Below are 24,061 nucleotides of genomic sequence, written 5' to 3'. Positions count from 1 at the left end.
AATGGCTCAGGATCTCAATGGAAAAGTGGGCGCCGTCACCGGTGCCGCCTCCGGCATCGGCTTTGAATGTGCAAAGCATATGATCGAAGCGGGCATGACGGTGTTTCTCGTCGATCGTGACGAGAAGGCGCTGGTCGAAAAATGCGCCGAACTCGGCGACAAGGCGAAGCCGCTGGTCATCGATCTGCTCAATCCGGCGTCGGTCGCCACCATGATGCCGCAGATTCTCGAACAGGCTGGCCAGCTCGACGTGTTTCACGCCAATGCCGGTGCCTATATCGGCGGCCCCTTGTGGGAAGGCGACCCGGATGCATGGGACCGCATGTTGAACCTCAACATCAATGCAGCCTTTCGCACCATCCATGCGGTGCTGCCGCATATGATGGAGCGCAAGACCGGCGATATCATCATGACAAGCTCCGTCGCCGGTGTCGTGCCGGTGATCTGGGAGCCGATCTATACGGCGTCGAAGCATGCCGTTCAGGCCTTTGTGCATACCGTGCGCCGTCAGGTCGCCCCGCATGGTATCCGCGTCGGCGGCGTCCTGCCGGGGCCGGTCGTCACCGCTCTCATCAGCGATTGGCCCAAGGCCAAGCTGGACGAGGCGCTGGCCAATGGCAGCCTTATGGAAGCGAAAGAAGTTGCGGAATCGGTGATGTTCATGCTGACGCGCCCGCGCAACATCACCATTCGCGATCTGGTCATTCTTCCGCAGAGCCTTGATCTGTAGATGGGAGCGACCATGACCAGCTATTATCTGGGCGTCGATGTCGGCACCGGCAGCGCCCGCGCCGGTCTTTTCGATGGCAGCGGCACCATGCTTGCTTCGGCCAAGCGCGACATTACCATCTGGCGCGAGGCGGGCAGCATTGTCGAACAGTCGAGCGCCAATATATGGCAGGCGGTGTGCGAAAGCGTGCGCGAGGCCGTCAAGATTGCGGGTGTCGATCCGGCGCGCATTGCCGGTATCGGCTATGACGCCACATGCTCGCTGGTGGTGCTGGGCGAGGGCGGCAAGCCGCTCGCCGTCGGTCCGTCCAACGATCCCGTGCGTGATATCATCGTGTGGATGGATCATCGCGCAGTCGCTCAGGCCGAGCGCATCAATGCGACGAAGGCCAAGGTTCTCGACTATGTTGGCGGCACTATTTCGCCCGAAATGGAAACGCCGAAGCTGTTGTGGCTGAAGGAAAACAAGCGGGAAACCTTCGCCGCTGCCTGGCAGTTTTTCGATCTGACCGATTTCCTGACGTGGAAATCCTGCGGCAGTCTGGCGCGCTCCGCCTGCACAGTCACCTGCAAATGGACTTATCTCAGCCATGAAAAGCGCTGGGATGAAGCCTATTTCCGGCAAGTTGGCCTCGGCGAACTGGCGGACGAAAATTTCGCCCGCATCGGTACCGACGTTCGTGCTGGCGGCGAAAAGCTTGGTGGCCTGAGCGCAGAGGCAGCGGCCGAGCTTGGTCTCGTGCCGGGCACAGCGATTGCCGCCGGTCTGATCGACGCCCATGCGGGCGGTATCGGAACGGTGGGCGCGCGCGGTTCGGAAGGCCGGATATTGTCGCGCATGGCCTATGTCTTCGGCACGTCGGCCTGCACCATGACCACAACCGAACAGCCGGTTTTCGTGGATGGCGTCTGGGGGCCGTATTATTCGGCCATGGTGCCGGGCCTGTGGCTCAATGAAGGCGGGCAGTCGGCGGCGGGTGCTGCTATCGATCACCTGATCCACATGCATCCTTTCGCGGCGGAAGCCGAAAAGCAGGCGGCTACGCAGGGCAAGAGCTTGGCCGACAGCCTTGCTGCTGAAGTGGAAGCAAGGGGTGGCGTTGAAAAAACGGCTGCGATTATCGGTGACCTTCATGTCGTGCCGGAATTTCTCGGCAACCGGGCGCCGTTCGCTGATCCTGATGCACGCGCGGTTATTGCCGGGCTCGATCTCGATGCTGGGCTTGACAGCCTGACCGGGCTTTATCTCGCCGGTCTGTGCGGGCTTGGCTATGGCGCGCGGCAGATTGTGGAGGCGCAGACAGCCAAGGGCATCGAAACCGATACTATCGTGGTTTCCGGCGGCGCGGCGCGTTCCAATCTCGTGCGGCAGGTGCTTGCCGATACGACGGGCCTCGTCATTGCCGCGTCTACGTCGCCGGAGCCGGTTCTGCTCGGTTCGGCCATGCTGGGCGCGGTTGCGTCTGGCGCGTATTCCGATCTTGCCGCCGCCATGCACGCCATGTCGGGACTCGGTGCGGTGAACAGGCCGGATGCCGAACGCGTCAAATGGCATGACAGGCGTTTTGAGGCGTTCACGCTGTTGCAGGCAACCGCCCGCAAAATCCGCGCGCTTTAACAGAAATCCGCATCGTCTCCGGGCGGTGCGGTATTTGTGTCACATCCTCACGAGGCCCGAGCGCTTCAACAAGCCCATCAGGACGAGCGGCAGAAGCGTGGTGATGAGGATGGCGATGAATGCCATGGCCATGCCGAGGCCGACAGATCCCTGTTCAAACTGCCGCCAGATGAAGATCGAAATGGTCTGCATTCCAACCGGCGCAACCAGAATGGATGCGACCAGTTCGCGCGTGGCAACGGCAAAGACCAGCAGCATCGCCGTTATGAGGCTAGGGGCGATCAGCGGCAGCATGATGCGGCGAAAAGCGGTGAAGCTGCTTGCGCCGCAAACACGTGCTGCAGCTTCCAGATTGTCGCCGATCTGGTGGAAGGCAGCCGATGCGTAGCGGATCGGCTGCGGCAGAAGAATGCAGCAATAAGCAAGCAGCAGGATCAGCGGTGTGTTGTAGGGCGAGACGGGCAGGGCAGGCTGGTTCCATGCCAGAATGAGGCCGACCGCGACAACGACGCCGGGCAAGGCATTGGGCAGCACGGTCAGTATATCGAGCCAGAAGCGTCCGCGAAAACGCATCTTCACGACGGCATAGGCAGCAACCGCGCCGAGCAGTCCGGTCAGCAGGGCGCTTGCAACGCCAAGCGACAGGCTGTTGGCGAGCGCACGCATACCGCCCGCGCTGTTTTCGGCAATGGCGGCAAAATTATCGAAGCCGAGGTTCGACGCTACCAGCCCGCCGGACACCGTTTTGGAAAGAGCAGTCGCCAGAATGGCCAGGAGGGGAACGCCCGTTGCAGCAAAGGCGACGAGGGCGAAGAGAGCCACCACAGGAATGGTGAGCGCTCCGAGCGGGCGCTTGTCTTTTGCCTGCGGCTTGCCACCGGTCGTCACATAGGAGCGGCGCGTCAATATCCAGCGCTGGACCAGAAAAGCCGCCAGCGACAGGCAGACAAGCGCTAGCGAAAAGACGGCAGCACCTGCCAGGTCAATGGGCCAGTCGGAAATGCGCAGATCGATCTCCGTCACCAGAACTTCAAAGCCGGAACGGCGTCCAAGGGCTGCTGGCGTGCCATATTCCTCGATGGCTGCGGCGAAAACCAGAAGAAGGCTTGCCGCAAGTCCCGGTGTCGCCAGCGGCAGGGTGATGCGGAAGAAGGATCGCCACGGCGAAGCGCCGAATACGCGACCGACATCGGAATAGCGCGCACCAACCGCTTCAATCGTGCGCGACACCGCAAAATAGACGAGCGGAAACGTGTTCAGCGCCATGACGAAGCTCATGCCGCTGACCGAGAACAGGAAGGGTGCCAGATTGAAACCGGCGAGCTGTTCCAGATAGCCGCGCGGCTGTAGCGTCATGATCCAGCCAAGCGTGGCGATATAGGGCGGGATCATGAAAGGCACGAGCATCAGCACATCCCACAGCACAGCAAAAGGCACCTTGTAGAGCGCACGGAAAACGGCGAGCGGAACAGCGATGAAGGCGGAAAGCACGACCACCGAAAGCCCCAGCAGCACAGTGTTCCCGCTCATGCGCAAAAGCTTGGGGTCTTCAAACAGGGCCGGGAGGTGCAGGAAAGGCTCGGCCAGCGAGCCTCTCCCCAGTTGCGGAAAGACAGCCTGAAGAACGATGAAGACAAACGGCACCGCGACGATGAATGCGAGCCCGGCAACCGCAACGAACCCGAGCGGATTGCGAGCCGCCGTACTGCCTGTCGTCATGTCTTTCTGCCCCTCAAATATTAGTTGCTGGCTGCGAAGGCGGCGCCGAATTCCTTCAGCGTCTCGTCGCGCTTGCCGTAGACTTCCTTCGCGTCGATCGGCAGGATTTTCAGATCGCCGATCAGCGGGCGATTGGCCGGAACGTCGGTGCGCGAAGGCATCAGATAGGTGTCGGCAACCATTTTCTGGCCTTCGTCGGACAGCATGTAGTCGATGAACTGCTTGGCCTCATCCTGGTTCTTCGACCATTTGAGGATCATGGCCGGGCGCGGCGCGATCACGGTGCCCGACGTCGGGAAAATGACGTCGATGGATTCACCTTTCGCCTTGCCGGCAAGCGAGATGTAATCGACGGCACCGAACACGGCGGCCTTCGCGCCCTGAAGGACGGGGTTCAAGGCTTCCGCATTGGCACCGGCGACAGTGGCACCGTTTTCATGCAGGTTCTTGAACAGGTCCCAGCCCTGCTGGGCTTGAAGGGCGGCGATGAGCTCGAAGGTTGCACCCGACTGTGCCGGGTCCGGCAGATTGACCAGATCCTTGTATTCGGGCTTGGCGAGATCGGCCCACTCGGCAGGCTTTGGCGTCTTGCTTGCCGGGTTCCAGGCGATGCCGAGGGCCGAAACGCCCTGCGCGACAGCGGTTTCATTCTTGAGGAAGTCCGGCACTTTCTCGGCATTCGGGCTGGTATAGGCCACCAGCCAGTCGCGCTTGGCGAAGTCGGTTGCCGTGTCCCAGGATGCCGAAATCAGAACATCGACAACCGGATTGGCGGCTTCCGCTTCAATGCGCGCCATCACCTTGCCGGTTGTGGCCTGGAAGACGTTGACCTTCGCGCCGGTCTTGGCGGTGAAGCCTGCGGCAAGCTTTTCGATCAGGCTGCCGGGACCAGCCGAATAGACGGTGATGTCTGCATAGGCTGCCGTACTGGCCAGCAAAGCGGTGACAAGCGCAAGCCCCGCGGCGAGGATGGATTTTTTCATCTGTGTCTCCTGAGATGTTGCCTGATGGAATGGTCTTATTTCGAGAACCAGCGGAGCTGATTGGCATCGACCGAAATACCGACCGGAACGCCGGGTGAAAGGCGGATGCTGTCGAGATAGGTCAGTTCGTGACCGTCCTGCTCAGAACCGATGCGCACTGTGGTCAGATGACCGTCACCGCGAAACTGCGAGCGCAGCACGGTCGCGGGAATTGCTGCTTCGTGATGGGGAACGCTGCGCACGGAGCGTGACGGCAACAGCACATGCGTTGCCTGTCCGGCGGCGGACCCGTGGGCGATGTGGATTTCGGTGCGCGCGATCTTGTAGGCATTGTCGCGCTGGTCGACTGGCACGACACAACCGAGCCGCAGGAAATCGGCAACCTCCGGCGTGGCGGGTTCGGCGACAAGCGCCTCAGGTGCCGCCAGTTGCTCGATCACACCTGCGCGCATGACAGCCACCTGATCGGCCAGCGAAAAGGCCTCGCTCTGGTCGTGGGTGACATAGATCGCGGTCAGGCCCAGATTGGCCACAAGCTGTCCGATCTCGGTGACCATGTTTTCGCGCAGTTCCCGGTCGAGATTGGAAAGCGGCTCGTCGAACAGGACCAGTCCCGGTTCGGCAACGATGGCGCGGGCAATGGCGACACGCTGCTGCTGGCCGCCCGACATATCGCTGATCGCACGCTCGCCGAACCCGGCGAGGCCAACGCGGGCGAGCGCCGAGGCAACGCGCTTTTCCCGCTCGGCGCGGCCAAACCCGCGCATTTCGAGCGGAAAGGACACATTGCCGAAAACTGTCATATGCGGCCAGAGCGCATAATCCTGAAACACCATGCCGAGGTGCCGCTTTTCAGGCGGGACGAAGGTGGCCGTCGCGGCATCTGCCACGGTGATGCCGTTGATTGTGATCGATCCCTTCGTTGGAGCGAGAAGACCGGCGACGAGACGAAGCAGGGTGGTCTTGCCGCAACCGGACGGCCCCAGCAGGGCGAGTGTCTGTCCGCGCGGCAGGGAAAGATCGATATTTTTCAATATCGTGGCCGGACCGTAGGCAAGATTCAGCCCCTCTGCCCGAACGGCAATATCCGCTTTTATATTAGAGGAGTGTAACATTTTCCCGCAATCCAAATGACTTGGGAGCTTTTATTCGGATTGCGTGACAGTTGGATGACGTTGCGGGGCGTCCTGCCAGCTGTGGGGAACCAATCGCCCGGGCATCGGTTTTTCTCTTCATGCGAAAAGAAGGGAAGACGATGAGATTTGGAAAACTCGCCCTCGGCCTGACGGGATTGGCAGTGGGATACGCGCTGACACGGGCAAGTTCGCCGCAAATTCCGCAGGGAATAGTTCCTGTTAAACCCTTCGATCTCACACGCTATCTCGGCAAGTGGTACGAAGTGGGGCGGCTTGAAAACCGTTTTGAGCGCGGCCTGACGCGCACGACTGCGGAATATTCGTTGAATCCCGATCAAACGGTCAAAGTGGTCAATCGCGGATTCGATCCGTGGAAAGGACGCTGGACGCAAGCCACCGGGACCGCGCGTTTTGTCCGGTCTCCCGACGAAGGCGCGTTGAAAGTTTCCTTCTTCGGGCCGTTCTATGGCGGCTACAATATCGTTGATATCGACGAAGGGGGCTATCAGTGGTCGATTGTCGTCGGTTCTACGCGCAGTTACTTCTGGGTGCTGTCGCGCGATCCGGAAGCAAGCCAAGAGTTGAAGGCGCGCGCAGTCGCGCAGGCGCTGCTACTCGGGATCAATCCGGACGCCATTCTGTGGGTGCCACAGTAAATGCTCAGCAAAAGGCCCGCCGAAGCGGGCCTTTCAGCTTTTATGCTCCGTAAGGCACCCAGATATTCTTCACCTGAATGGCCCGGCGCAGATAATCACGGCCCTGTCCGTCGGCCTTGTTAAGCCAGTTGGGGACACGGCCATTGCCGACCCAGGTGGCCTTGAGATTGCCGGCAGAAGCCTTCTCGACCATCGCGCTGCCCTCGCGTGAGCCGAAATACCAAATAGCGGCAACATCGTCGTGTTCGGCCAGCGTCTTCGTCAGAAGGTCGCGCTCTCCGGTGACAATGTTGACCACGCCGCCCGGCACGTCTGACGTGTCGAGCACCTGATAGAAATCGCCTGCGATCAGCGGATGGCGGCTTGAGGGCACCACCACAGTCCGGTTGCCCATGGCGATGGCGGGAAGCACGAGCGAAACAAGGGAGAGAAGCGGCGCTTCGTCCGGGCAGACGACACCCATCACGCCCCACGGTTCATTCATCGCCAGTGTCACATGGCGCGACTTGGTGGAGTGCACCGCACCGTCGAACTTGTCGGCCTGCGCGGCATAATAGAAGATGCGGCGCAGTGAGGCTTCCAATTCCTCTTCCGCCTTTTTCTCGTTGACGCCGGTGCTTTCGATCAGCCGTGCCACGAAATCCGCGCGGCGGGCATCAAGGTTTTCACCAAGATAATAGAGCACCTGCGCCCGGTTATGGGCTGTTGCTGCGCCCCAGCTTCCAGCCTTGGTCGCCGCTTCCACTGCGTTGCGGATGTCCTTGCGGTTGCCGATGCCAGCCTGACCGATGACCGCACCGCCCTTGCCGATGACCGAATAGCTGTAGCCGCCATCCGGGCGCGCCTGCTTGCCGCCAATATAGTTCTTCATTGTCCGGTCGATGCCGTCGACGGCGATCTTGTCATCACCGGCGGGCGATGCCGATGGCACGAAGGCTTCCGCAACCTTGGCCGAAGGGAGTGCCTTTTCCCAGTCGGAAACAAGGTATTCGTACATGCCCTCGCGCGCGCCTTCGCGACCGAAGCCGCTTTCGCGGTAGCCGCCGAAGCCTGCGCCCGCATCCAGCATATTGGTGCAGTTGATCCAGACGACACCAGCCTTCACCCGCGCTGCAAGATCAAGCGCGACATTGATGTTTTCAGACCAGATCGACGCGGCAAGCCCATAACGTGTATTGTTGGCGAGGGAGACGGCTTCATCCGGTGTGCGGAACGTTGTCGCTGCCGCAATCGGCCCGAAGATTTCCACCTGACAGACAGTCGAGGCCTGATCCACCCCGGTGAAGAAGCCGGGCGCAATATAATTGCCCTTTGCCGGAAGCGGGTTCGGCGTCTGCCACAGTTCGCCGCCTTCCTCGATGCCCTTCTGGACCAGATCGGAAATGCGCTTCACCTGACCGGGGGAGACGATAGCGCCGACATCGGTGGATTTGTCGAGCGGATCGCCAACACGCAAGCTTTCGAGGCGCTTTCTGAGCTTGGCATAGAAGCGGTCGGCAATGCCTTCCTGCACCAGCAGGCGCGAACCGGCGCAACACACTTCGCCCTGATTGAACCAGATCGCATCGACCACGCCTTCGACGGCGGCATCGAGATCGGCGTCTTCAAACACGATGAAGGGCGATTTTCCGCCCAGTTCCAGCGACAGCTTTTTGCCCGATCCGGCAATCTGTTCGCGGATGACGCGGCCAACCTGTGTGGAACCGGTGAAGGCCACCTTGTCCACGCCGCCATGGCCGCAGATTTCCGCGCCGGTGGTGCCGTCGCCCTGCACGATGTTGACGACACCGGCAGGCAGTCCGACTTCATGGCAGATTTCAGCAAAGGCGATGGCCGAAAGCGGCGTCAGATCGGCAGGCTTCAGCACCACCGTGTTACCGGCGGCAAGTGCTGGCGCGATCTTCCAGGCAAGCATGAGAAGCGGAAAGTTCCACGGGATCGCCTGACCGCAGACGCCGACCGGCGAAAAGCCCTTGAACTCGTCTTCCACCATCTCGGCCCAGCCTGCATGATGGTAGAAATGGCGGGCAGCGAGCGGAATGTCGATATCGCGGGTTTCGCGGATCGGCTTGCCATTGTCCATGGTTTCCAGCACGGCCAGAAAGCGTTCGCGCTTCTGGATATGGCGGGCGATGGCATAGAGATATTTGGCGCGCTCATAGCCGGAGAGTTTCGACCATTTGCCGAAAGCCGCGCGCGCGGCTTTCACGGCCTGATCGACATCTTCCGCATTGCCGCAGATGATTTCAGCGAGCTTGTCGCCGCTGGCCGGATTGGCGACGGCAATCGCCTTGCGGCCTTCCGGTTTGACGAATGCACCGTTGATATAGTGGCCGAAAGAGCGGCCATGCTGTTCCAGCCACAGGTTCACATCGCCGTTTGCTTCGGGGGAAGGTCCGTATTCCATGGTCTTGAGAATGTCCTTGATGGGTCGCATTCTGGAATTCCTTATGCAGCAGCGTGACGGTTGGCGGCGGAGTAGCGTCCGGTCACGAAGTGCTCCAATTGCCGTTCGATATCGCCGAGCATCGACGATGCGCCGATGCGGAACAGATCAGGCTCCAGCCAGCGAAGCCCAAGTTCTTCCTTCATCAGCGTCAGCCAGGCGAGCGCATCCTTGGCGGTCTTGAGCCCGCCCGCAGGCTTGAAGCCGACGCTCTGGCCGGAAAGCTCGCCATAATCGCGTAGTGCCCGCACCATGGTCAGGCTCACGGGCAAGGTGGCGTTGACGTCTTCCTTGCCGGTCGAGGTCTTGATGAAATCCGAACCTGCCTGCATCGCCACCATCGAAGCGCGATAGACATTGGTCAGCGTGTTGAGGTCGCCGGTGGCGAGGATCGCCTTCATATGCGCGTCGCCGCAGGCTTCGCGCATGGCTGCAATCTCGTCATAGAGGGCTGACCAATTCTGCGTCAGCACATGCTCGCGGGTAATCACAATGTCGATTTCATGCGCGCCCTCACCCACCGCATAGGTGATTTCGGCAAGGCGAAGCGGCAACGGCGTCAAACCGGCGGGAAAGCCGGTCGCTACCGAGGCGACCGGAATGCCGGAACCTTCAAGCGCCTTGACAGCATGCGGAACCATGGTCGGATAAACGCAGACCGCGCCGGTGGTGATGCCTGCATCTGCGAGGCCCAGCGCTTCCAGAATATCCTCGCGCACCGGGCGGCGCGCCTTGGCGCAGAGCCTGCGCACGCGGCCCGCCGTATCATCGCCGGCAAGTGTCGTCAGGTCGATGCACTGAATGGCGCGGATGAGCCACGCGGCCTGATATTCCTTCTTGACCGAACGGCGAGCGCTGATCGTGGCGGCGCGGCGCTCGGACGCGCTGCGATTGACGGACACGTCCTCAAACCATTCCGGTTTGAGCGGTGTCCCGTTATTGCGGGGGAGGGCTTCGGTCATTTCATTGTCCGTTCATGGGTTCAGTTGCGATCAGGCGCATTCGGTCGAGGGGGCGTGGTCGCGGCAGAACGTTTCGAATTCTTCCCGGCTGGCATAGGCCTTCTGCGTGCCGGGCCGGGTGATGGAATGGGCTGCATAAAGGGCCGCCTTGCGAAGCGAGGCTTCCACATCGCCGGTTTCGGCATAAAAGCGGGCAAAGGAGCCGATAAAGGCGTCGCCTGCGCCGGTCGTGTCCTTCGGCGTGACCTTGACCGGCGGAATATTGACGATTTCGCTTGCCGTAATCATGCGCGCGCCGCGCCCGCCAAGCGTAACGATGACGGTGCGGATGCCGCGCGCGATGAGCGAGCGCGCTGCGGTGACGATTTCGTCATCCGTGCCGGTCGGCAGGCCGGAGAGAATTGCCAGTTCGCTCTCGTTCGGCACGAGAAAGGTCACCTGCCGGATCAGCTCGGGATCGAGATCGGCAGCGGCAGGCGCAGGATTCAAAATGGTTTCAATGCCGTTTTCGGCGGCAAAGGCGATGGTGTGGTAGACGGTTTCGACCGGCACTTCCATCTGCATCAGGATGAGGCCGCAAACTTTCAGATCGTCGGCCGCCTTGTCGACTTCGGCGGGCAGAAGATCGGCATTGGCGCCCTTGACGATCAGGATGGAGTTTTCGCCGGACGGTTCGACAAAGATGGGGGCGACGCCGCTCGACTTGCCGGGAACCTTGCGCACATGGCGCGTATCGACGCCGAACTCGTTCAGGTTGCGGATGGTGTTGTCGGCGAAAATATCGTCGCCCACACGCGTGACCATCATTACATCCGCGCCAAGGCGCGCGGCAGCTACCGCCTGATTGGCGCCCTTGCCTCCGCAGCCGATTTCAAATGTCGGCGCTTCCAGCGTTTCGCCGGGGCCGGGCATGCGGTTCACATAGGTGATGAGGTCCACCATGTTGGAGCCGACCACTCCGATCTTTCTGGTCATGAGACGTTCCTTTGAAATGTCAGAGTGCCTTGATCGTGGCTTCAAACCGTTCGGCGGCTGTCGTATCGAGATAGCCGACGCGCACGGGGAAAACGGCGCGCTCGCCCGACGCCAGCAGCCGCACATTGTTCTTGGCTTTTTCGGCCAGATAGCCTTCCGGCTCACAGGTCGAGGGGAGGGCAAAGGCTGCAACCTGAGCGTCTCCGTTCACGAGAATCCAGCGCACGGTCTTGGGGAAGATGTCGGTCGGGTAGGAAATGCCGAAACCGTCGCCCTCGGGAAGCTGCATCATCAGATGCGTGTTGCCGTCGGCATCTTCCGGCAGGCCGCGAATATAGAAGACCTGCTCGGGATCGTAGCGCTCCGGCTCGTCCAGCACTTCCATCGCGGCCGGGTCGGCGGCCAGTTCATCGATCAGCGAAAGGTAATCGTCGTTGGGCGTAACATGGCCCGGAACGGCGGTGCGCACCTGCACATGATCCGGCGTATAGGGCACCGGCTGCACGATCCGCGCGCCTTCCGCATAGGCGAAATTGACGTGGCACATATACATCAGCTCCATCGGGGCGGATGAAAGGTTCTCCACGTCCATGGTGATGTCGAACAGCGTTTCGTCGGCATGAAGACGCACGCTTGGCCGTGCCAGATAATGCGCGCCGAAGCCCATCACATATTCATATTCGCCGGTGATTTCGACAAAGGCGCCGCGCTCGTCCTGGCCAAACAGAAGACCGGCCTTGTCCATTTTCGCACAGGCCATTTCGCCATGCAGAAGATGATTGTCCTGAGGCGAAGGACAGCCATTGCGCAGGATGCCGCTGTGGAATGCAAAGCAGCCGTAGGTCTCGACGATGGTGGTTGCCGGGCGCGGCAAGGAGAAGCTGTTGCCCATGGTAAGGTCCACGCCGTCGAATTCCGCGCCCCAGATCATCTGGCCCATGAAGGGCAGCACGATGATGTTGCCGCGTTCGTTCTCGACCAGCAGCGCCTCAATGCCGCTTGGATAACGAAAGGCGGTGACGCTGAGGCCATAGGTGTTGGCGATCACATGCGGCTGTTGGACAAAATCCTGACGGCGAAGATGAAATTCGATGTCCTGCATAAGGGATCACCTGCCCTGATTGCGCGATGCGTTGATCGCGATGACGAGAATGAGGAAAGCGCCCCAGATGAAATCGATGAGGTGGTTGGAGAACCGCATCATCTGAAAGCCGGAGGAAAGCAGCATCAGTGCCACGAGCGCGATGGCTATGCCCAGCACGCGCCCCTTGCCGCCAGCCGGATTGGTGCCGCCGAGAACGGCGATCAGCACGGCTTGCAGCAGGTAGGATGCGCCATAGTCCGACTTGGCGGCGTTGGTGCGGCCCGAGAGGATGATCCCGGCTATGGAGGCGAGCACGCCGGTCAGCATGTAGGAATAGAGGACCATGCGCTCCTTGCGGATACCGGCAAAGACGGCCGCCCGCGGGTTGGTGCCGATCAGCATAAGATTGATGCCAAGCGTCGTGCGCGTCAGCAGGATTGCCACGAGGATGCACACCGCGATGAACAGCAGGAAAGGCGTAGCGATGCCGAACAGCTTGCCGTTGCCGACCCAGTTCCACGCATCGGGAAAACCGACGATGGCAGGCCCGCCGGTCAGAACCAGGGCAAGCCCCATCAGCACCTGTCCGGTGCCGAGCGTGGCAAGGATCGGCGTGATGCGCAGCCGGGCGATCAGAAGCCCGTTGACCAGCCCCGACACAAGCCCGACCAGCAGGGCGAGCAATATGCCGATGATGGTGTAGAACAGCATTCCCGAGCCGGAAGCCTGTGCCGCCTGCACCATGGAGGAGTGGAAATAGACGCCCGCGACGATGCCCGCCAGATTGGCGATGCCCACCACGGAAAGGTCGATGCCGCCCGTCAGCATGGCAATCATCATGGCGATGGAGAGGATGCCAAGCTCCGGCATGATGTAGCTGATGGATTCGAAGTTGTAATAGCGCAGGAACTTGTCCGGGTTCATCCAGGTCATCAGCGCGAAGACCAGCACGGTGATGACGATGAGTTGGATGATGTTGTTGTCTCCGCCAAGGATGCGGCGCATGTCGAATGACTGTTTCATGTCGCTTGTCTCCTCAGGCTATGCTTTTGCGGTCGCGCCATGCGGTGATGGCGGTGGCCACGATGATGATGAGACCCACCACGACGCGCTGCCATGTGGTGTCCACCTTCATGATGATGAGCGAGTTCTTGACCATGACGAGCATGAAGACGCCCATCAGCGTGCCGAGAACCGTGCCGCGCCCGCCGAAGATCGATGCGCCACCCAGAACCACGGCTGCGATCACGTCCAGCTCCAGCCCGACGAAATCGCGCGGATTGGCAAGCCAGATCATCGAGGAATGCAGAAGCCCCGCGAAGCCTGCGAGCGCCCCGGCGACGCAATAGACGAAGAAGATCGTGCGGCGGGTGTTGAAGCCGACGCGCTTTGCCGCTTCCGGCGAGCCGCCATAGGCATAAACGCTGCGCCCGATCATCGTATGGTTGAGGATCAGGTGGATCAGCAGCGCCAGCGCCAGATAGACGACGAACATCGCAGTCAGGCCGAATGCCGTGCCGGAGGCCGATGTCAGCGAAATCACGTCTGTCTTGCCGAACTCGATCAGTTCCTTCGGCATCTTGTTGATGTTGACGATGCTGGTGCCGACAAGGCCCAGCACCAGCCCGCGCACGATGGAGCCGGTGCCGAGCGTCACGATCAGCGGGATCATCTTGAAGCGATGGATGATGAAGCCGTTGAATGCGCCGAGCAGCAGGCCGATCAGCGTTGCCGCCACAAACGGAATAAACACGCCGTCATAGCCGAGATAGACCATGGCGCGGACGGTCAGATACATGGCCGCGATGGCAAAGGCGGTGAAGGAAACATCGATGCCGCCGGAAATCATCACCAGCAGAACGCCGAGCGCCATGATGCCGATCACGACATTGGAGCGCAGAAGGCCGAAGATGTTGTCCAGCGACCAGAATGCCGGATTGATGAGGCCGATAATGACCATCGCCGCGAACAGAACGCAGGCAATGATGAATTCGGTACTGCGGAAGAATTTCATGTGCCGGTTCCTCAATTCAGCGTCTTGAGCCGGTCGTTGACGGCATCTTCGGTCATGGTTTCACCGGAAAGCTCATCGACGAAACGTCCGCGATGCATCACCAGCACGCGATTGCAGTTCTGCACCAGCTCGGGCACATCGTCGGAAATCATCAACACGGCCAGCCCTTCATCGCGCGCGAGCTTGCGGATGATGTTGTGGATCTGCGCCTTGGAGCCGACATCGACGCCGACGGTCGGCCCGTTGAGGATCAGCACTTTCGCGCCCGTCAGAAGCCAGCGCGCCAGCACCACGCGCTGCGCGTTGCCGCCTGAGAGGTGATTGACCGGCGTATGCGGACCGGGGGCGACGATGTGCATTGCGGAAAACATGTCGCGGGTGGTGGCATCGGCTTGTCCGCGGTCGATGAAGAGACCACGCACGAATTTCTCGATCGAGGTGACGATGATGTTACGTTCGATCGATTGCGTCAGGAACAGGCCTTCCGTCAGACGGTCTTCCGGCACATAGGCGACGCCGCAGGCAATCCCTTCCTGCACGGTTTTCGGGTGGACCTGCTTGCCGTCGATATGCACGGTGCCGGTGAAATCCGGCTTCATGCCGAAGAGCGCCAGCGCCAGTTCCGTGCGGCCCGAGCCGATCAGCCCGGATATGCCGACGATCTCGCCCGCATGCAGGGTGAGGCTGGCATTTTCCACGGAACCGGGAACGGAAAGATTGGTGATTTCAAGCGTCGGACTGGCCGAAGCGCCCTCGCGCGGGGTCCAGTGATAATGGTCCGACGTAAGTTCCTGACCGGTCATGGCGCGGGTGATCGACGGCTCGTCGAAATCGGAAATCGGGCCTTCGGCAACTTTCTTGCCATTGCGGAAGACGGTCAGCCTTTCGCTGATTTCCAGCATCTCGCGCATCTTGTGGCTGACAAAGAGCACGGCGATGCCCTGCGCCTGAATATCGCGCACGATCTTGAACAGCGCGTCGACTTCATGCCGCGTCAGTGCGGTTGTCGGTTCGTCCATGATGATGAGGCGGGCGTCAGCCATGACGGCGCGCGCAATCGCCACGATCTGCTTGCCCGATGTCGGCAGGCTGTCCACATCCGCGTCGAGGTCGATGCTGACGCCAAGCCTGTCCAGCGCCTTCTGCGCCAGTTCGCGCACGCGCTTCCAGTCGACGCCCTTGCGGCCTTCGATGAGAAAAGTATTGATGGCCAGATTTTCGGCAACGGTCAGGTTTCCGAACAGCGAGAAATCCTGATAGATCACCTGAATGCCATGATGAACGGACTTGACCGGATCGAGCTTGCCGACCGGCTTGCCGTCGATCAGTATCTCGCCGTCCTCCGGCGTGTAGACGCCCGACATGACCTTGATGATGGTGGATTTACCGGAGCCGTTCTCGCCTGCCAGGCAGTGGATTTCGCCCGGCTTGATGGCAAAGGAAACATCGTCCAGCGCCCTGACGCCACCGAAGCGTTTTCCGATATGGCGCAGTTCGATCAGATTTTCACTCATTGGGGCCTCGTGCAAGGCTGGAATGCGTTTGGTCGGGCGGGAGGAGCCGGGGGACCCCTCCCATCCAACCTCCATGGATATCAGAAGTCGTACTTATCCATGTTTTCCTTGGTCACGCCGACCCAGCCTGCGCCATAGAGCAGGTTCGGCCTGGCAGCGTCCGGCGCAAGCAGGCTTTCATAGCCCGGCAGGCCCAGATTGAGACCGGCCTTGATCTGGTCGTTCTTCTTTTCAAGCGCAGCGACCGCCAGCATGTTCATGGCGTAGCCCGCAACCGCAGGGTCCCAGAACTGGATATACTGGATGTCGTCGTTCTTCAGATATTCGCCAGCCACCGAGACGAGGCCCGTGCCCGCGAAGAAGACCTTGCCCTTGAGACCGCCTTCGGCGATCAGGCGTCCGGCACCGGCAGAAGTCGGCATCGGCGCGCCGAGAATGCCCTTGATGTCCGGATAGGCGGTCATCGCTTCCTTGAGCTTGTTATAGTCGGTATTGGCATCGTCATAGGTTTCGAGGCGGCCGGTCGCTTCTTCCATTTCCGGGAAGTTGGCCTTCTGGTATTCGACGGCGCCGTCGATCCATTCCATCTGCGACTTGGCGGTCAGTCCGCCGACAGTGGCGATATATTTGCCCTTGCCGCCCATCGACTTGCCGAGTTCTTTCATGAGGTTGGCGCCGTAAGCCTTGTTGTCGAAGGCTTCGATGTCGTAGTCGACATTCTGGATGTTGGATGCCTCGTGGCTGATGACCACGATGCCGCGCTCGCGCGCCTTTTTCAGAACCGGCTCCACGGCTTCAACCGAGAACGGCACGATGGCAATGGCGTCCACGCCCTGTGCGATCAGGTTTTCGACGATCTGCACCTGTGCCGCGGCGTCCGCCTGGCTCGGACCGACCATCCAGACGTCATTGCCGGTATCGGCCTTGAACTGGTCGACGCCGTCGCGCATGCGGTCGAACCATGCAATGCCATCCACCTTCACAACTGTCGCGATGGTGTACTTCTTGTCGTTGGCCGTGGTGATGAGTTCCTTGTTGATCTTCGACGTATCAACAACGCCTTCCGCAAAAGCGTTCGGAACGGCAACGGACATGGCAATCGCCACGGATGCTAGAAATTTTTTCACCGGTTTTTCCTCCCTGGGAATTCCTGGCCGTCTGCCTTGGATGGCTCAGACAGGCACAACTGTTGCTACGCCGACGCATCTCAGGAACGGTGAGTGCGTCGGCGTTCTCCTCCAAGCCCGGCTTCCCTGCCGGGCGAAATCAATCTGCTTTCCCGCCTGTTTGACGCTGCGAACGGAATTCTGTCCGGCGCGCGCAAAACCCTGTTGTCATATCCTCCCAACAATGCGAATTATAATGTTACAATCCGATCATTATGTTTGGATCGTTTCACATTTGTGTTCGACCTGTCAAGGTCGGATGATCGCAATTGCGTGAAATGTCACGGACATATAAACGAGTGATCAGATTGCAGGAATTGGGGACAGCTTGAGCAGAATCAGCCGGAAAGAAGAGCGGATCGCCGAACTGGCGGCGCTGGTCGATGAAGTTGGCGTGCTTCGTCTGCGCGATGCGGCAGCGCGTCTTGGCGTTTCTGAAATGACGATCCGCCGCGATATAGGCAGCGACGGCGGTGCGCTCAATTGTTTGGGTGGTTACATTATCCCCACACAAGATGGCGCGAACGGCGACTATGTCTTTGATTTTGAAAAGGACAGCCATGCCAATGCAAAAGCGCAGGCTTGTGCCGCGGCAGCCGCGCTGATCGAACCTTATGACACGGTTTTTATCGATTGCGGCACCACGATGCCCCACCTGGCCCACCGCATTCCGCAGAACCAGCATATTACGGTCGTCTGCTACGCGCTCAACATCGCCGAAATCCTGTCGCAGCGCAGCGATGTGCGTCTCATCGTTCTGGGCGGGCTCTACCACCCGGAGGCGGCATCGTTTTCGGGCGACGAGGGGATCGATGTCCTGAAGCGCGTCAACATCAACAAGGCTTTTCTGTCGGCTGGCGGTGTCGATGAGCAGCACGGGGTCACGTGCTCGCATTTTCACGAAGTACCGATCAAGCAGATGGCCATGCAGCGCGCCGTCGAAAAACATCTTGTCATCGATAAGAGCAAATACGGCAAGGTTCGCGCCGCCCGTTTCGCGGGCATGGCTGATTTCACCTCGATCGTGTCGGGTTAGCTCAACCCTCCCGCTTCAACAGGCCTTCGAGAAGCGTCCGGAATGCCTTGACCGCCCGCTTCGAGGTGGCTTGGGGATCGTCTGAATTGGCGATCCATTGCGCCGCGCTGCTGCTGGCCGCATTGATCAGCCGTGCGGCAGCCTCCGAATCGATATCGACGATGACGCCTTCCTCACGCAAGGCATCGAGGCTTGTGGTGATGGTGCGGATACAGCCATTGGCGCTCGGCCAGCAGGATGGATCGCCGAACACCGCCGGTCCGTCGCGAAACATGATGCGCTGGATTTCAGGCTCAAGCGCCATTTCGATATAGGCGACATTCTCGTCGACAAAGGCCTGCCACCGGTTGGGCGCCTTCGCGGAAATCGTGCATAGCCTTGCGGCCATCTCGCAATCGATTTCATTGATCACGGCCCGCAAAAGACCCTTCTTGTCGCCGAAATGATGATAGAGCGCGCCGCGTGTCAGCCCGGCGGAGGCGGTGAAATCATCCATCGAAGCCTCCGTGTAACCAACGGTGCCGAAAGCCTTGCGGCCCGCCGCCATCAGCTTCGTCCTTGTTTCGGCAATCATCTCGCTTCGGGGTTTACGCATGGCGGCTCCATTTATTCAGATACGCCGCGTATATTAGTTGACATACGCCGCGTATCAATTATTTAATTAACATACGGACCGTATGTAAGTGATGCAATTTCCCCCTTTCAAGGACCTACTCCGATGTCCAATCCATACAGAGAGATTTTCAGCGCTCCGGGCGCTATCGGTTTTTCGGCGGCTGCCTTTTTCGCCCGGCTTCCTTTCGCGATGGTGCCGGTCGGCATCGTGGCCATGCTTGCGCAGACCCGTGGCGAATATTGGCTGGCGGGCGCCGTTTCGGCGACTTTCGCGCTGACGAATGCGTTCTTGTCGCCGCAGATTTCACGGCTCGTTGATCGTTACGGGCAAAGTCGTATCATCATGCCTGCTACAGTCGTTTCGGTGATCGCTTTCGTCTTCCTGATCTTGGCTACAAATCAGGGCTGGGCAAACTGGACCCTGTTCCTCTCGGCATTCTTTGCCGGTGCCATGCCCAGCATTCCGGCCATGGTGCGGGCAAGATGGACGGAAATTTTCCGCAACCGTCCCGAACTGAACACGGCTTTTGCGTTCGAATCGGCGGCGGACGAGCTGGTCTATATTTCGGGTGCTTCCCTTTCCGTGGCCTTGGCGGTTTCGCTGTTTCCGGAAGCGGGAATGCTAATCAGCACGGCTTTCCTCGCCGTGGGTACGGTTGCTTTCCTGCTTCAGCGTTCCAGCGAGCCGCCGGTTCGCGCGCTCGACCGCAACAATCCGCAACGTTCCGCGATCTGGTCGCGTCCCGTTCAGATCATCACGCTGGCGCTGGTTTTCGTCGGCTCGACCTTTGCGACGGCTGAAGTCAGCGCGGTGGCGATCACGCGTGAGCTTGGCCAGCCCGGCGCAGCCAGCATCGTCATCGGTGTCTATGCGATTGGTTCGTTTCTTGTGGGGATAACGCTTGGCGCATTGTCGATCCGCATTCCATTGCAACGCCAGTTACTGATTGCGGTCAGCGTGCTGGCGCTGACGGCATTGCCACTCCCGTTCGCGGGTACATCGACCGTGCTTCTGGCAACGGCGGTGTTCGTCAGCGGTGTTGCGATTTCTCCGACATTCATTACCGCCTTCGGCCTCATCGAACGCCGCGTGCCTGAGACGATGCTGACCGAAGGCATAACCTGGGTCATGACCGGCATCGGTATCGGGATGGCGTTCGGTGCGTTTGTTTCCGGTTGGGTGGTCGACAATTTCGGCGCAGCAAACGGCTTCTGGGTTTCGGTCGTGGCGAGCCTCAGCGCAATGGCCATCGTCGCGCTTGGTCAGGCAAACCTCTCCGCTACGGGGGAAACTGCCGAATGTGATGCGCTATGCGCAGCAGAACCGGCGGAATAAACCTATAGGCGAGCGGGTTACCCCCCGCTCGTCAATCGCCGTAGATACGCTCTTCCAGTGGCGTGGAGGCAATCAGCCCCTTTAATCCGGCCAGCATGGCCTTCTCCGCCTTGTTGAGATTGGTCTCCGGATTGTGGATCAGGAAAACATCGATTGCCGGAGGGTTTTCATAGGGCGGCAGCCGCCAGAGAAGACCGTCATCGATCTCGCGTCGCGCCACATGCAGCGGCAGCGGGCCGATGCCAAGGCCGGTGATGATCATTCGGCGCACTTCCTCGAGGCTCGATGACGTGCCGACCACCTCCGGCGAAAGCCGCGCTTCGCTGCGCAGCAAGGCCACAGGGCGCAACGCGTCGGCAATATGGTCGGTCTGGAACGACACCGAGGGTTCTCCCTTCAGATCGGCGAGCGTCAGTCCCGACTGGCCGAACATGCGATGGCGAGGCCCGCAGAAAAAGCCGAAGAACTCCCGATAGACCATGGTGTAATCCAGCGCCGGATCGCGATTGCTCACCAGCCCCAGACCGAACGAAGCGCGCTTCTCCCGTACCAGCCGGGCGACTTCGGTGCTGGCGGATACGTTGATCGTCAGGGTCGCGCGGGGATGCTGTTCGTGGAAGAGCGCAAGCGCCTGATCGAAGATCGGCGAGATAATGTGGCTTGCGACCGATATGGTGACATGGCCGGTCACGTCATCTCCCACCCCGCGCACCAGCTGCGGCAATTGCGAAATGGCGCCGAAGACCTCAATGCTCTGTTCATAGAGCAGTTTGCCAACTTCCGTCAGTTCAAAATGCGTGGCGTCACGCTCCACCAGCCGTTGGCCGATGCGGTCTTCCAGACGGCGCAAGGCATTGCTCACGCTCGGCTGTTTGAGGTTGAGACGTTCGGCGGCGCGGGTGATGCTTTTCACCTCTGCGATCACCACGAAACTGCGCAGCAGGTTCCAGTCCAGATCCCAGACAAGGCGTTCGGGGCGATGCAACGACATGGTTTATCCATTCATGAAATCTATGTGATCCATTCCCATTATCTATTTGCGAAATGCATCCATAAAAGCAATCATGAATATTGAGGGGCAGAAACAAGCCTCAAGAAAAACAACAAGAGGAAGTCGGGAACAACATGTTTAGCAAATTCACGGGTTTCATTGCCGCTGCCGCTATTGCCGCCACCGCAGTCTTCGCGGTTGCGCCTGCACAGGCGGATGATCTTGAAAAGATCAAGGCATCGGGAGAGCTCAAGATCGCCATGAGCGGCCAGTACCCGCCGTTCAATTTCGTCAACGAGAAGAACGAGGTCGTGGGCTTCGATGCGTCCATCGGTTCGGCGATTGCCGAGCGCATGAAGTTGAAGCCGCAGCTCATCACCACGGCGTGGGACGGTATCGTCGCGGGTCTTCGTGCAGGCAAGTTCGATACGGTCGTCGGCTCCATGACCATCACGCCGGAACGCGAGAAGGCCGTGGACTTCGTCGGACCCTATTATCACGCGGGCCGCGCGGTTTTCGTGAAGGAAGATTCCGCCGTTCAGAAGCTCGATGATCTCAAGGGCAAGACGCTGGGCGTGACGCTTGGCGAAACCCATGAGAAATGGGCGCGGGAGCAGGGCGGCTGGACCATTCGCACCTATAAGGGCTTGCCGGAACTGATGCTCGAGCTGAATTCGGGCCGCGTCGACGCCATCGTCGTCGATAATATCCCGGTCATGGTGGCGATCAAGGAAACCGGGCAGAAGGTCCGCAAGCTTGATACGCCGGACATTGAAGGCGGCAGCGTGGCCATCGGCATTGCCATCCGCAAGAACAATCCGGAGCTGAAGGCAGCCATGCAGAAGGCTCTCGACGAGATCATGGCCGACGGCACCTACGAGAAAATCTCGATGGAATGGGTCGGCAGCGACATTCGCTGATCTGTCGCCATCCCGGCCCGGCATATGTCTGGGCCGGTTGAGAACCGATTGACCGGAGTTTTCCGATGGATTTTGCGTTGATGCAGCGCGTCCTCCCGTTTTTTCTAGAGGCGGCATGGGTGACTGTGCAAATTTCCGCGCTGGCCCTGATCCTTGGCCTTGCAGTGGCAGCATTGCTTGTGGCAGCGCGCCTGTCGCGCTCCCCCATTCTGCGCGGGTTGGCGGCTGCCTATGTCAGCGTCTTTCGCGGCACGCCATGCCTTGTCCAGCTCTTTATCCTCTATTTTGGCGGTCCACAGATCGGCATCAATCTGGAGCCGTTTGCCGCGGGCGTCATCGGGCTCGGGCTGAATATCGGCGCCTATATGTCGGAATCGATCCGGGGCGCAATCCAGAGCGTGGATCGCGGCCAGAGCGAAGCGGCGCGCTCTATTGGCTTCGGGCGCGGCCAGACCATGCGGCTCGTCGTGCTGCCGCAGGCCGCCCGGCTGATGATCCGCCCGCTCGGCGTCAACGCCATCGCCCTTTTGAAAGGCTCGGCGCTGGTTTCCACCATTTCGGTAGTTGAACTGACCTATACCGCGCAGCGCTTCATCGGCTCGACCTACAAGCCGTTCGAGATTTTCGGCGTCGCCGCCGTTCTTTACATGATCATCATCTATGTCGTGGCGCGCGGGGTCGATCTGCTCGACAAGCGTTTCGCGGCGCAGTGAGGGGGACCGGATGCAAGCTCTCGATTTCAGCATCGTCTCTCCCTATACGGACCTGCTTCTGACCGGCCTTTGGTGGACGCTGATTCTGACCGTTGCTTCCGCCTTCTTCAGCTTCGTGCTTGGCATCGCATTTGCGCTGGTGGTGCTTTATGCGCCCACAATCCTTGCATGGCCGGTGCGGTTCTTCATGTGGCTGTTCATGGGCACGCCGCTTCTGCTGCAACTGTTCCTGATCTATTTCGGACTGGTTCAAATCGGCATTGATATCCCGGCGCTTGGCGCGGGCATCATCGGCCTCAGCCTGCATTTTGCGGTCTATAATGCGGATATCATCCGCGCAGGCATTGTGGCTGTCGATCCGGGCCAGATGGAAGGTGCCCGCTCCATCGGTTTCAGCCATGGTCAGGCCTTGCGCTATATCGTCATTCCGCAGGCGATCCGCAACACGATCCCGCCCATCGGCAACAACATGATCGTTCTTCTGAAGGATACGTCGCTGGTTTCGATCATCGGCATTGCGGAACTGGTGCACAGCGCCCAGCTTGCCATCAGCGAAACCTTCAGCCCGTTTGAATTCTATATCACCGTCGCGGCCATCTATTACGTGGTCAATCTCGTGCTTGAAGCAGGCCTGCGGCGCATTGAAAGAAAAGTGGAGGTCACGCGATGAGCAGCTCCAAATCGGCAAGGCCGATGGTCGAGGTGAAGGGCGCCCGCAAGGCTTACGGCGCGCTGGAAGTGCTGAAAGGCATCGACCTTTCCGTGGCGCGCGGCCAGATCGTTGCGATCATCGGTCCGAGCGGCTCCGGCAAGAGCACGCTTCTGCGGTCGATCAATCATCTGGAAACGCTGAATGGCGGCGAGGTCTGGCTCGACGGCGTGCAGGTCAACCAGCCACTGGCTGGACCGGCCTTTGAAAAGCACATCAATGCGGTGCGCCAGCAGATGGGCATGGTGTTCCAGCACTTCAACCTGTTCCCGCACCTGACCGTGCTGGAAAACATCACGCTCGGCCCGATCAAGCTCAAGGGCATGGCCAAGGACGCGGCCCGCGCTCTGGCGCTGGAGCTATTGTCGAAGGTGGGGTTTGCCGACAAGATCGATGTCTATCCCTCACGCCTGTCGGGCGGTCAGAAGCAGCGTGTCGCCATTGCGCGTGCGCTCGCCATGCAGCCGAAAGTGATGCTGTTTGACGAGGCAACCTCGGCGCTCGATCCAGAACTGGTGGATGAGGTCAACGCCGTCATGAAGCAGCTTGCCGCCGAACACATGACGATGCTGATCGTCACGCACGAGATGCGTTTTGCGGGCGAGGTCGCCGACCGCATCCTGTTCATGGATGGCGGCGTGGTGGTGGAAGAAGGGCCGCCGGACCAGATTTTGAGCAATCCGGTACAGGAGCGCACCCGTTCCTTCCTCAAGAAATATCTGGCTGCGTGAGGTGCCGC

General features: G+C 60.0%; 22 protein-coding genes. 9 read left to right on the top strand and 13 right to left on the bottom strand.

What is annotated here, in order from left to right; genetic code table 11:
• Position 1: 1 nt before the first annotated feature.
• Positions 2 to 730, top strand: a complete 729-nt coding sequence (locus AC0TOF_RS07285) for an SDR family oxidoreductase (RefSeq protein ID WP_473767706.1) — start codon at positions 2 to 4, stop codon at positions 728 to 730.
• Positions 731 to 742: 12 nt separating this feature from the next.
• Positions 743 to 2,347 carry an FGGY-family carbohydrate kinase gene (locus AC0TOF_RS07280; protein WP_473767705.1) on the top strand — a complete coding sequence of 535 codons (1,605 nt, stop codon included), beginning with the start codon at positions 743 to 745 and terminating at the stop codon, positions 2,345 to 2,347.
• Between the two features lie 39 nt (positions 2,348 to 2,386).
• Here the strand turns inward: AC0TOF_RS07280 and AC0TOF_RS07275 are convergent, their stop codons facing one another.
• From AC0TOF_RS07275 to AC0TOF_RS07265, 3 genes are read right to left on the bottom strand one after another with little or no spacing between them, the layout of a single operon-like run.
• Complete coding sequence (locus AC0TOF_RS07275) at positions 2,387 to 4,066, bottom strand: ABC transporter permease (protein WP_473767704.1); 1,680 nt, start codon at positions 4,064 to 4,066, stop codon at positions 2,387 to 2,389.
• 20 nt (positions 4,067 to 4,086) lie between these two features.
• Positions 4,087 to 5,049, bottom strand: coding sequence for an ABC transporter substrate-binding protein (locus AC0TOF_RS07270; RefSeq protein WP_473767703.1), 963 nt, complete (start codon positions 5,047 to 5,049; stop codon positions 4,087 to 4,089).
• A 35-nt stretch (positions 5,050 to 5,084) separates the two neighbouring features.
• A complete protein-coding gene (locus tag AC0TOF_RS07265) occupies positions 5,085 to 6,164 on the bottom strand; it encodes an ABC transporter ATP-binding protein (RefSeq protein ID WP_473767702.1) in 1,080 nt (359 codons plus the stop codon).
• A 140-nt stretch (positions 6,165 to 6,304) separates the two neighbouring features.
• Here AC0TOF_RS07265 and AC0TOF_RS07260 point away from each other — a divergent pair, with 140 nt between their 5' ends.
• Positions 6,305 to 6,841: a lipocalin family protein gene (locus AC0TOF_RS07260; protein WP_473767701.1), complete on the top strand. Its 537-nt coding sequence runs from the start codon at positions 6,305 to 6,307 to the stop codon at positions 6,839 to 6,841.
• Positions 6,842 to 6,881: 40 nt separating this feature from the next.
• Here AC0TOF_RS07260 and AC0TOF_RS07255 read toward each other — a convergent pair whose 3' ends face one another.
• The 8 genes from AC0TOF_RS07255 to AC0TOF_RS07220 form a co-directional block, all read right to left on the bottom strand.
• On the bottom strand, positions 6,882 to 9,278 hold the full coding sequence (locus AC0TOF_RS07255) for an aldehyde dehydrogenase family protein (protein WP_473767700.1): 2,397 nt from the start codon (positions 9,276 to 9,278) through the stop codon (positions 6,882 to 6,884).
• A gap of 11 nt (positions 9,279 to 9,289) precedes the next feature.
• A complete protein-coding gene (deoC, locus tag AC0TOF_RS07250) occupies positions 9,290 to 10,249 on the bottom strand; it encodes a deoxyribose-phosphate aldolase (protein ID WP_122000745.1) in 960 nt (319 codons plus the stop codon).
• 30 nt (positions 10,250 to 10,279) lie between these two features.
• The gene (gene rbsK / locus AC0TOF_RS07245) at positions 10,280 to 11,224 is read right to left on the bottom strand and encodes a ribokinase (RefSeq protein ID WP_473767699.1); all 945 of its coding nucleotides are present in this window, start codon (positions 11,222 to 11,224) and stop codon (positions 10,280 to 10,282) included.
• 19 nt (positions 11,225 to 11,243) lie between these two features.
• Positions 11,244 to 12,326 (bottom strand): aldose 1-epimerase family protein, encoded by a 1,083-nt coding sequence (locus AC0TOF_RS07240; protein WP_473767698.1) that lies wholly within the window; start codon positions 12,324 to 12,326, stop codon positions 11,244 to 11,246.
• Between the two features lie 6 nt (positions 12,327 to 12,332).
• The gene (locus AC0TOF_RS07235; protein WP_473767697.1) at positions 12,333 to 13,331 is read right to left on the bottom strand and encodes an ABC transporter permease; all 999 of its coding nucleotides are present in this window, start codon (positions 13,329 to 13,331) and stop codon (positions 12,333 to 12,335) included.
• Between the two features lie 13 nt (positions 13,332 to 13,344).
• Positions 13,345 to 14,322 (bottom strand): ABC transporter permease, encoded by a 978-nt coding sequence (locus tag AC0TOF_RS07230; protein WP_122000741.1) that lies wholly within the window; start codon positions 14,320 to 14,322, stop codon positions 13,345 to 13,347.
• Between the two features lie 11 nt (positions 14,323 to 14,333).
• Positions 14,334 to 15,836 carry a sugar ABC transporter ATP-binding protein gene (locus AC0TOF_RS07225; RefSeq protein WP_473767696.1) on the bottom strand — a complete coding sequence of 501 codons (1,503 nt, stop codon included), beginning with the start codon at positions 15,834 to 15,836 and terminating at the stop codon, positions 14,334 to 14,336.
• 80 nt (positions 15,837 to 15,916) lie between these two features.
• Complete coding sequence (locus tag AC0TOF_RS07220) at positions 15,917 to 16,963, bottom strand: substrate-binding domain-containing protein (protein ID WP_473767695.1); 1,047 nt, start codon at positions 16,961 to 16,963, stop codon at positions 15,917 to 15,919.
• A 367-nt stretch (positions 16,964 to 17,330) separates the two neighbouring features.
• On the opposite strand from AC0TOF_RS07220, the gene AC0TOF_RS07215 reads away from it, so the two are divergent.
• Positions 17,331 to 18,038 (top strand): DeoR family transcriptional regulator, encoded by a 708-nt coding sequence (locus AC0TOF_RS07215; RefSeq protein ID WP_473767694.1) that lies wholly within the window; start codon positions 17,331 to 17,333, stop codon positions 18,036 to 18,038.
• 1 nt (position 18,039) lies between these two features.
• Here the strand turns inward: AC0TOF_RS07215 and AC0TOF_RS07210 are convergent, their stop codons facing one another.
• Positions 18,040 to 18,633 carry a TetR/AcrR family transcriptional regulator gene (locus tag AC0TOF_RS07210; protein ID WP_473767693.1) on the bottom strand — a complete coding sequence of 198 codons (594 nt, stop codon included), beginning with the start codon at positions 18,631 to 18,633 and terminating at the stop codon, positions 18,040 to 18,042.
• Positions 18,634 to 18,756: 123 nt separating this feature from the next.
• Between AC0TOF_RS07210 and AC0TOF_RS07205 the strand changes: the two genes are divergently transcribed.
• Positions 18,757 to 19,989, top strand: a complete 1,233-nt coding sequence (locus AC0TOF_RS07205) for an MFS transporter (RefSeq protein ID WP_122001216.1) — start codon at positions 18,757 to 18,759, stop codon at positions 19,987 to 19,989.
• Positions 19,990 to 20,020: 31 nt separating this feature from the next.
• Here AC0TOF_RS07205 and AC0TOF_RS07200 read toward each other — a convergent pair whose 3' ends face one another.
• On the bottom strand, positions 20,021 to 20,980 hold the full coding sequence (locus tag AC0TOF_RS07200) for a LysR family transcriptional regulator (protein ID WP_473767692.1): 960 nt from the start codon (positions 20,978 to 20,980) through the stop codon (positions 20,021 to 20,023).
• Between the two features lie 134 nt (positions 20,981 to 21,114).
• On the opposite strand from AC0TOF_RS07200, the gene AC0TOF_RS07195 reads away from it, so the two are divergent.
• From AC0TOF_RS07195 to AC0TOF_RS07180, 4 genes are all read left to right on the top strand, one after another.
• On the top strand, positions 21,115 to 21,900 hold the full coding sequence (locus tag AC0TOF_RS07195; protein WP_176024815.1) for an ABC transporter substrate-binding protein: 786 nt from the start codon (positions 21,115 to 21,117) through the stop codon (positions 21,898 to 21,900).
• 65 nt (positions 21,901 to 21,965) lie between these two features.
• Positions 21,966 to 22,613 carry an amino acid ABC transporter permease gene (locus AC0TOF_RS07190; protein ID WP_122001213.1) on the top strand — a complete coding sequence of 216 codons (648 nt, stop codon included), beginning with the start codon at positions 21,966 to 21,968 and terminating at the stop codon, positions 22,611 to 22,613.
• A gap of 10 nt (positions 22,614 to 22,623) precedes the next feature.
• Positions 22,624 to 23,283, top strand: coding sequence for an amino acid ABC transporter permease (locus tag AC0TOF_RS07185; RefSeq protein ID WP_473767691.1), 660 nt, complete (start codon positions 22,624 to 22,626; stop codon positions 23,281 to 23,283).
• Positions 23,284 to 23,306: 23 nt separating this feature from the next.
• The gene (locus tag AC0TOF_RS07180; RefSeq protein WP_473767873.1) at positions 23,307 to 24,053 is read left to right on the top strand and encodes an amino acid ABC transporter ATP-binding protein; all 747 of its coding nucleotides are present in this window, start codon (positions 23,307 to 23,309) and stop codon (positions 24,051 to 24,053) included.
• Positions 24,054 to 24,061: the final 8 nt, after the last annotated feature.

It is taken from the genome of Ochrobactrum sp. PL_is501, from assembly GCF_055816895.1.
This window is presented reverse-complemented; position numbering and strand designations above follow the sequence as displayed.